The 4,795-nt window shown below is 55.4% G+C and carries 4 protein-coding genes; 3 read left to right on the top strand and 1 reads right to left on the bottom strand.

Features of this window, described 5'->3' with window-relative positions; genetic code table 11:
• Positions 1–806: 806 nt before the first annotated feature.
• A complete protein-coding gene (locus tag QZ279_RS02230; RefSeq protein ID WP_293447367.1) occupies positions 807–1,703 on the bottom strand; it encodes a LysR family transcriptional regulator in 897 nt (298 codons plus the stop codon).
• A 100-nt stretch (positions 1,704–1,803) separates the two neighbouring features.
• On the opposite strand from QZ279_RS02230, the gene QZ279_RS02225 reads away from it, so the two are divergent.
• The 3 genes from QZ279_RS02225 to QZ279_RS02215 are packed head-to-tail and all read left to right on the top strand — an operon-like array spanning position 1,804 to position 4,426.
• Positions 1,804–3,123, top strand: a complete 1,320-nt coding sequence (locus tag QZ279_RS02225; protein WP_293447365.1) for an SRPBCC family protein — start codon at positions 1,804–1,806, stop codon at positions 3,121–3,123.
• On the top strand, positions 3,120–3,647 hold the full coding sequence (locus QZ279_RS02220; protein WP_293447363.1) for an aromatic-ring-hydroxylating dioxygenase subunit beta: 528 nt from the start codon (positions 3,120–3,122) through the stop codon (positions 3,645–3,647). Before QZ279_RS02225 ends, QZ279_RS02220 begins: the two co-directional genes overlap by 4 nt.
• Positions 3,647–4,426: an SDR family oxidoreductase gene (locus QZ279_RS02215; RefSeq protein ID WP_293447361.1), complete on the top strand. Its 780-nt coding sequence runs from the start codon at positions 3,647–3,649 to the stop codon at positions 4,424–4,426. The genes QZ279_RS02220 and QZ279_RS02215 overlap by 1 nt, the downstream gene beginning before the upstream one ends.
• Positions 4,427–4,795: the final 369 nt, after the last annotated feature.

The raw sequence follows: 4,795 nt of genomic DNA, 5'->3' as shown, positions 1-4,795 counted from the left end.
TGGGCTCTCAACGGCCATTCGCTGCGTCACATATGAATGTCGGCTCTAGAATAACAGTCTCCACGCATACTGATCGTCATGCATAAAGCGCACCTCAGTGCAGGCGGGGCCAAGTCCACTGTAGGGAGGGCCACCGTGGGCAGGTGCAAAAAGCTTTCGGGTGACGCACGTGACGCTTTTTTCTACTGCACGGCCTATGGCGAAAAAATATATTCATTAGAACATATGTTTTTTTGAATAGAGCCTGCAGTAAGAAGAAGCGTCACAAGCGTCACCCTCCCTACCCGATGGCTGATCACCCCGCACCCATTCGACCTTAGCCGCGTTGTGCACCAACGACTGGTTCTGGAGTACGTGCCGCTGGCTGCCCCGTCTCTGAACTCACACAGTGCGGACTTTGCTGCCGTTGGAGGTAGATGGAGCGAGGTCTGCACCCGGCCCAAAGCCGCCGTTCACCGACGAGTTGAGATGCTGCCGTCGCAGCCTGCATTCCTGCCATTCGCTGCGAATGCAAAATCGGGCTGTCGGCGAACTGGTACCCGACTTTGGATTTTTCGCCTTCGCTGGCGCAGCATCCATTCGCACTCGCCGCAACAAAATCGCGGCGTCGCAGCAAGCTTCCCAGATGCGGTTATTCAAACCGCCGTAAATGGGCGAAACCTAAATTGACCATTTGCCGCGCAACGCATTGGCAAGCAGTGTAAGTCCCTCGCGAACGTCGGCAAAGCACCTTGCACTAATCAAATGCCCGGACCAACTTTCGTTTTGCGGTTTGGTCGCCGGACTAGAGCACGCCAAATCCAACATCAGCCCTTGGCGGCGAGTAAAACTTTTCGAACGCAGTCCGAAAAATAATAGGCCGCCGGTGTTGGTGCCAGATTTCTCATCGAAAGCAAAGACATCTGGAAGGCAGAGAGATTTGTGGAGATAGGAACGGAACAAATATCGCTTTCTGCGGCATAGTGCTGGAATACTGGACGGGACAGCACGCAGAATGCATTTAGCGGCTGCAGCAAGGCCAGTGTGGCCGAAATCGAATGACACCGGACCTGTGCTTTAGGAAGGCCAAGTTCATTGACCTTGAATGCCGCCGCAAAAAGGCTGCTGGGACCCTCTGCCGGGCCATGAACGATCCAGCGTGCTTCGGCCAGATCCGTCAGTGAAGTGGCGTGGCGCTTGGGATGAGCGGAATGCGTCACGATCGCCACGGGCATATTGAACAGACGCTCTACGCGCAAATCGCGGTCGACCCTATCGGGGACCGGGCCGATAACCAGATCCAATGAGGCCTCGCGCAGTTGAACTGCCGCCTTCGGGTAGAGTGTTGGTACGATATCAAGCTCTGCATCGGGAAACTGAGCAAGAAATCTTTTGGCCGCCATCGGGACAATCGTTGTTGCGGCCGCAGGCGACACACCAACACGGGCAGAGCCACCCTTTGATCCAAGGATCGCGGCGGCTTCTTCTTTCAAAACATCCACGCCGGCCAGAACTGACCGGGCCCTTCGCAGCATTCGCTCTCCGGCTTCGGTCAATTGCGCGCCGCCCGGCGTGCGATCAAAAAGAACAATGCCGAGTTCCGCCTCGAATGATTGAATCGATTTTGAGAGCGCAGGTTGGTTGCGTCCAAGCCTTTCGGCCGCCTTGCTGAAACTGCCATGCGTGGCAATTGCATCCAGTGCTTCGCATTGCGAGATGTTCACGCCTTATTCCTTTCTCGAATGGCAAGTCGCTTTCGATATTAGATCGGAATTCATTGAAATGCTATGCTTGGTCAATAAAGGATCGGCCGAAGGAACCATCATGCTAGACACCCAATCCAGCCATTTCTCTCATCTGGTGGACCTGACCAAGGGCGAACTCAATCGAAGCATCTTTTCCGACCCGGCAATCTATGAGCGAGAACTCAAACAGATCTTCGCGCGCTGTTGGCTGTTTCTTGGCCATGTGACGCAGTTGCCCAATGAGAATGATTTCTTCACCGCCTACATGGGCGAAGATCCGGTTATCGTGACCCGGCATTCAGATGGAAAGATTGGTGCATTCCTCAATATGTGCCGTCACCGCGGCAACCGTGTTTGCCGCGCCGACAGTGGCAATCAGCGAACGTTCACCTGCCCGTTCCACGGTTGGACCTTCGGAAACACAGGCGAGTTGAAGGTCGTGCCGGGGTATAAGCAGGTCTATCATGAAGAACTGGATATGGAGGCGCATGGCTTGATCCCGGTCGCCCGCATCGACGACTACAAAGGCATGATATTTGCGACATTTGACAAAAACGCCCCGTCGCTTGACGAGTATCTTGGCGACATGGCTTGGTATCTGGACATGGCGGTCGACCGACGTGACAACGGGATCGAATTTCTACCCGGCGTCCATAAATGGCGGATCAAGTGTAATTGGAAATTCCCCGTCGATAACTTCATCGGCGATAGCTATCACGGGCCTGTCAGCCATGGCTCTGCTTGGGAAAGCGGGTTCGAGGGTATGCCGCGCCGAAAGAAAGGTTATGGCTATGAAGGGTTTCAGGTAAACGCTGGGAATGGCCACGGCTTTGGCGCAAGATGGGCTGAAAACGAAGAGCAGGTCTATGAAATGGTCCTGCCAGAGTTCCTGGGCTACGAAAAAGAGCGTTTTCCCGAAACCCACGCAAGGCTCGGTGACTTGCGCGGTATGCACCTAAGCCCGATGCATTGTTCGATCTTCCCGAACTTCTCGATGCTTTGGCAGTCCGGTAACATGCGCGTCTGGCACCCGCGCGGCGTCAGCAACACAGAGGGTTGGTCCTGGTGCTTTGTCGACAAGAAGGCCAGTCAAGAGCATCGCGATCTTGTCCGCATCCACGACCTTCAACGACATGGTACATCCGGAACATGGGAACAGGATGACGTGGACAACTGGGTGCAATCGACCATGTCTAGCCGTGGATATGTCGGACGGCAGGTGAAGCAGAATCTGTCAATGGGTGTCAATCACGAAATCGATGACCCCAAGTCGATCCATCCGGATTTTCGTGGGCGGATTGCAGGTTTTCAGAATGAAATCAATCAGCGCAATCTTTATGCCCAATGGGGACGGATGATGGACGGCGAAAGCCCTGTGGTGCCCGGAGCAAATGCATGAGCCTTGATATGCCAATGACCGAAATTGAAACCTGGTATTCCGTTTCGCAATTCTACACACGCGAGGCCCGCCATCTGGACGATCTGGAATTCGACAAGTGGATCGGCTGCATGGAGAAGGATGTGCGCTATTGGATGCCGATCGTTTCTAACCGAATCGGGCGGGACATCGGGACCGAGCTCACCCGACTGGGAGAGCTTGCGCATTTCGAAGATGATTTCGAAAGCCTATCCAACCGCGTGAAACGGCTCGCGACCGGACGTGCCTGGGCAGAAACGCCTCCGGGTCGGACAAACCATATGGTGTCCAACGTCGAGCTTTTGGGCGAAAAGGACGGGCTCACCAAGGCACGCAGTCAATTCCTGATTTACCGTTCCCATCTTGAAACGGATCAGGAAATCTTCTCGGGGACGCGCATCGACAGGCTTCGGCCCGATCCCGACACAGGCTGGAAGATCGCCGAGCGGACGATTATCCTCGACCATGCGGTTCTGACGCAAAAATCACTCGGGATTTTCTTTTGATGCTGATCACTTTGGATGGGGTTGCCGTTGTGACCGGCGGTGCCAAAGGTATCGGTGCTGCCATCGCTGCTGGCATGAATGACGCAGGCGCGAAACTGGCGGTTGTGGACGTCGACGCAGCGGCCGCGAATGAAGTGGCGCAGAAAGTCAAAGGCCATGCATTCGTCTGTGATGTGACCGACAAGCAGGCCGTTGCAGCAACCGCCAAAGCGATCCACCGCCAACTTGGCCCCGTGCGCTATCTGATAAACAACGCTGGCATCGTCTCGCCGCCCGGGCAGCCCTTCACGCAAAACTCAGAAGACGATTGGGACCAGACATTCGCCGTGAACGTGAAGGCGAGCGTTTTCTGGGCAGGCGCGTTACGGGATGACTTGATCGCCACCCAAGGCCGGGTTGTGAATATCACCTCCATCGTCGGCGTCATCGCGGCCCCGTTCCTGCCCCCCTATTCAGTCTCGAAAACTGCCGCCAACGGGATGACCCGCGTTCTGGCCCGGCAGCTTGCGCCCGAAGGCGTCACGGTAAACGCCATCGCGCCGGGTTACGTCTGGTCTCCGCTATGGGAGGATCTGGGTGCCACGATCGCTGACGTTACCGGCGGTGCATTGGGCGAAACAGCGCAAGCCGTGTTCGACAGCCGTGTTCGGGACCTGATCCCGATGGGCCGCCCGCAAAGCCCGGAGGAGATTGCAGCGATGGCGGTGTTTCTGTGTTCCCATTCCGCGCGCAATATCACCGGTCAGATCATCGGCGTAGATGGCGGCGTAACGATCTGACGGGGACCGCCGTATTGCCAGGCGGATGTTGTATTTGCGCCAAGCTGCGATAAACGATTTTGGAAACTGAGGAAAGATGTCAGCATTAGTCTCTCGATCTGAAAGTTTGCCTCCGAAAGAAGGTTGCGGTGTCTCCAACCACCGGATTTCCATCCGCACAGCACCAAGAGATATTCTGCCGATACAGAAAACTCTGCGCTGCGAGGGCACGCAGCGAGAAAGACTGTCCGTCGTCATATAAAGTTGGACATAAGAGCGGCTTGAGCATCGGAGGCTCTGGCTTGTTTGTGTGATTGATTATGCGGCTTGTTTTTGATGTTGCAAGCGGCGTTGTCGGAGTGTCTTCTTTTTGATCTTTTCCCTTTCTCT

It is taken from the genome of Planktotalea sp. (assembly GCF_018607965.1).
Taxonomy (GTDB): domain Bacteria; phylum Pseudomonadota; class Alphaproteobacteria; order Rhodobacterales; family Rhodobacteraceae; genus Planktotalea.
This window is presented reverse-complemented; position numbering and strand designations above follow the sequence as displayed.

Coding starts and splice junctions, on each gene's coding strand:
- QZ279_RS02225 (WP_293447365.1), top strand. CDS start 1,804: ATGCTAGACACCCAATCCAGCCATTTCTCTCATCTGGTGGACCTGACC.
- QZ279_RS02220 (WP_293447363.1), top strand. CDS start 3,120: ATGAGCCTTGATATGCCAATGACCGAAATTGAAACCTGGTATTCCGTT.
- QZ279_RS02215 (WP_293447361.1), top strand. CDS start 3,647: ATGCTGATCACTTTGGATGGGGTTGCCGTTGTGACCGGCGGTGCCAAA.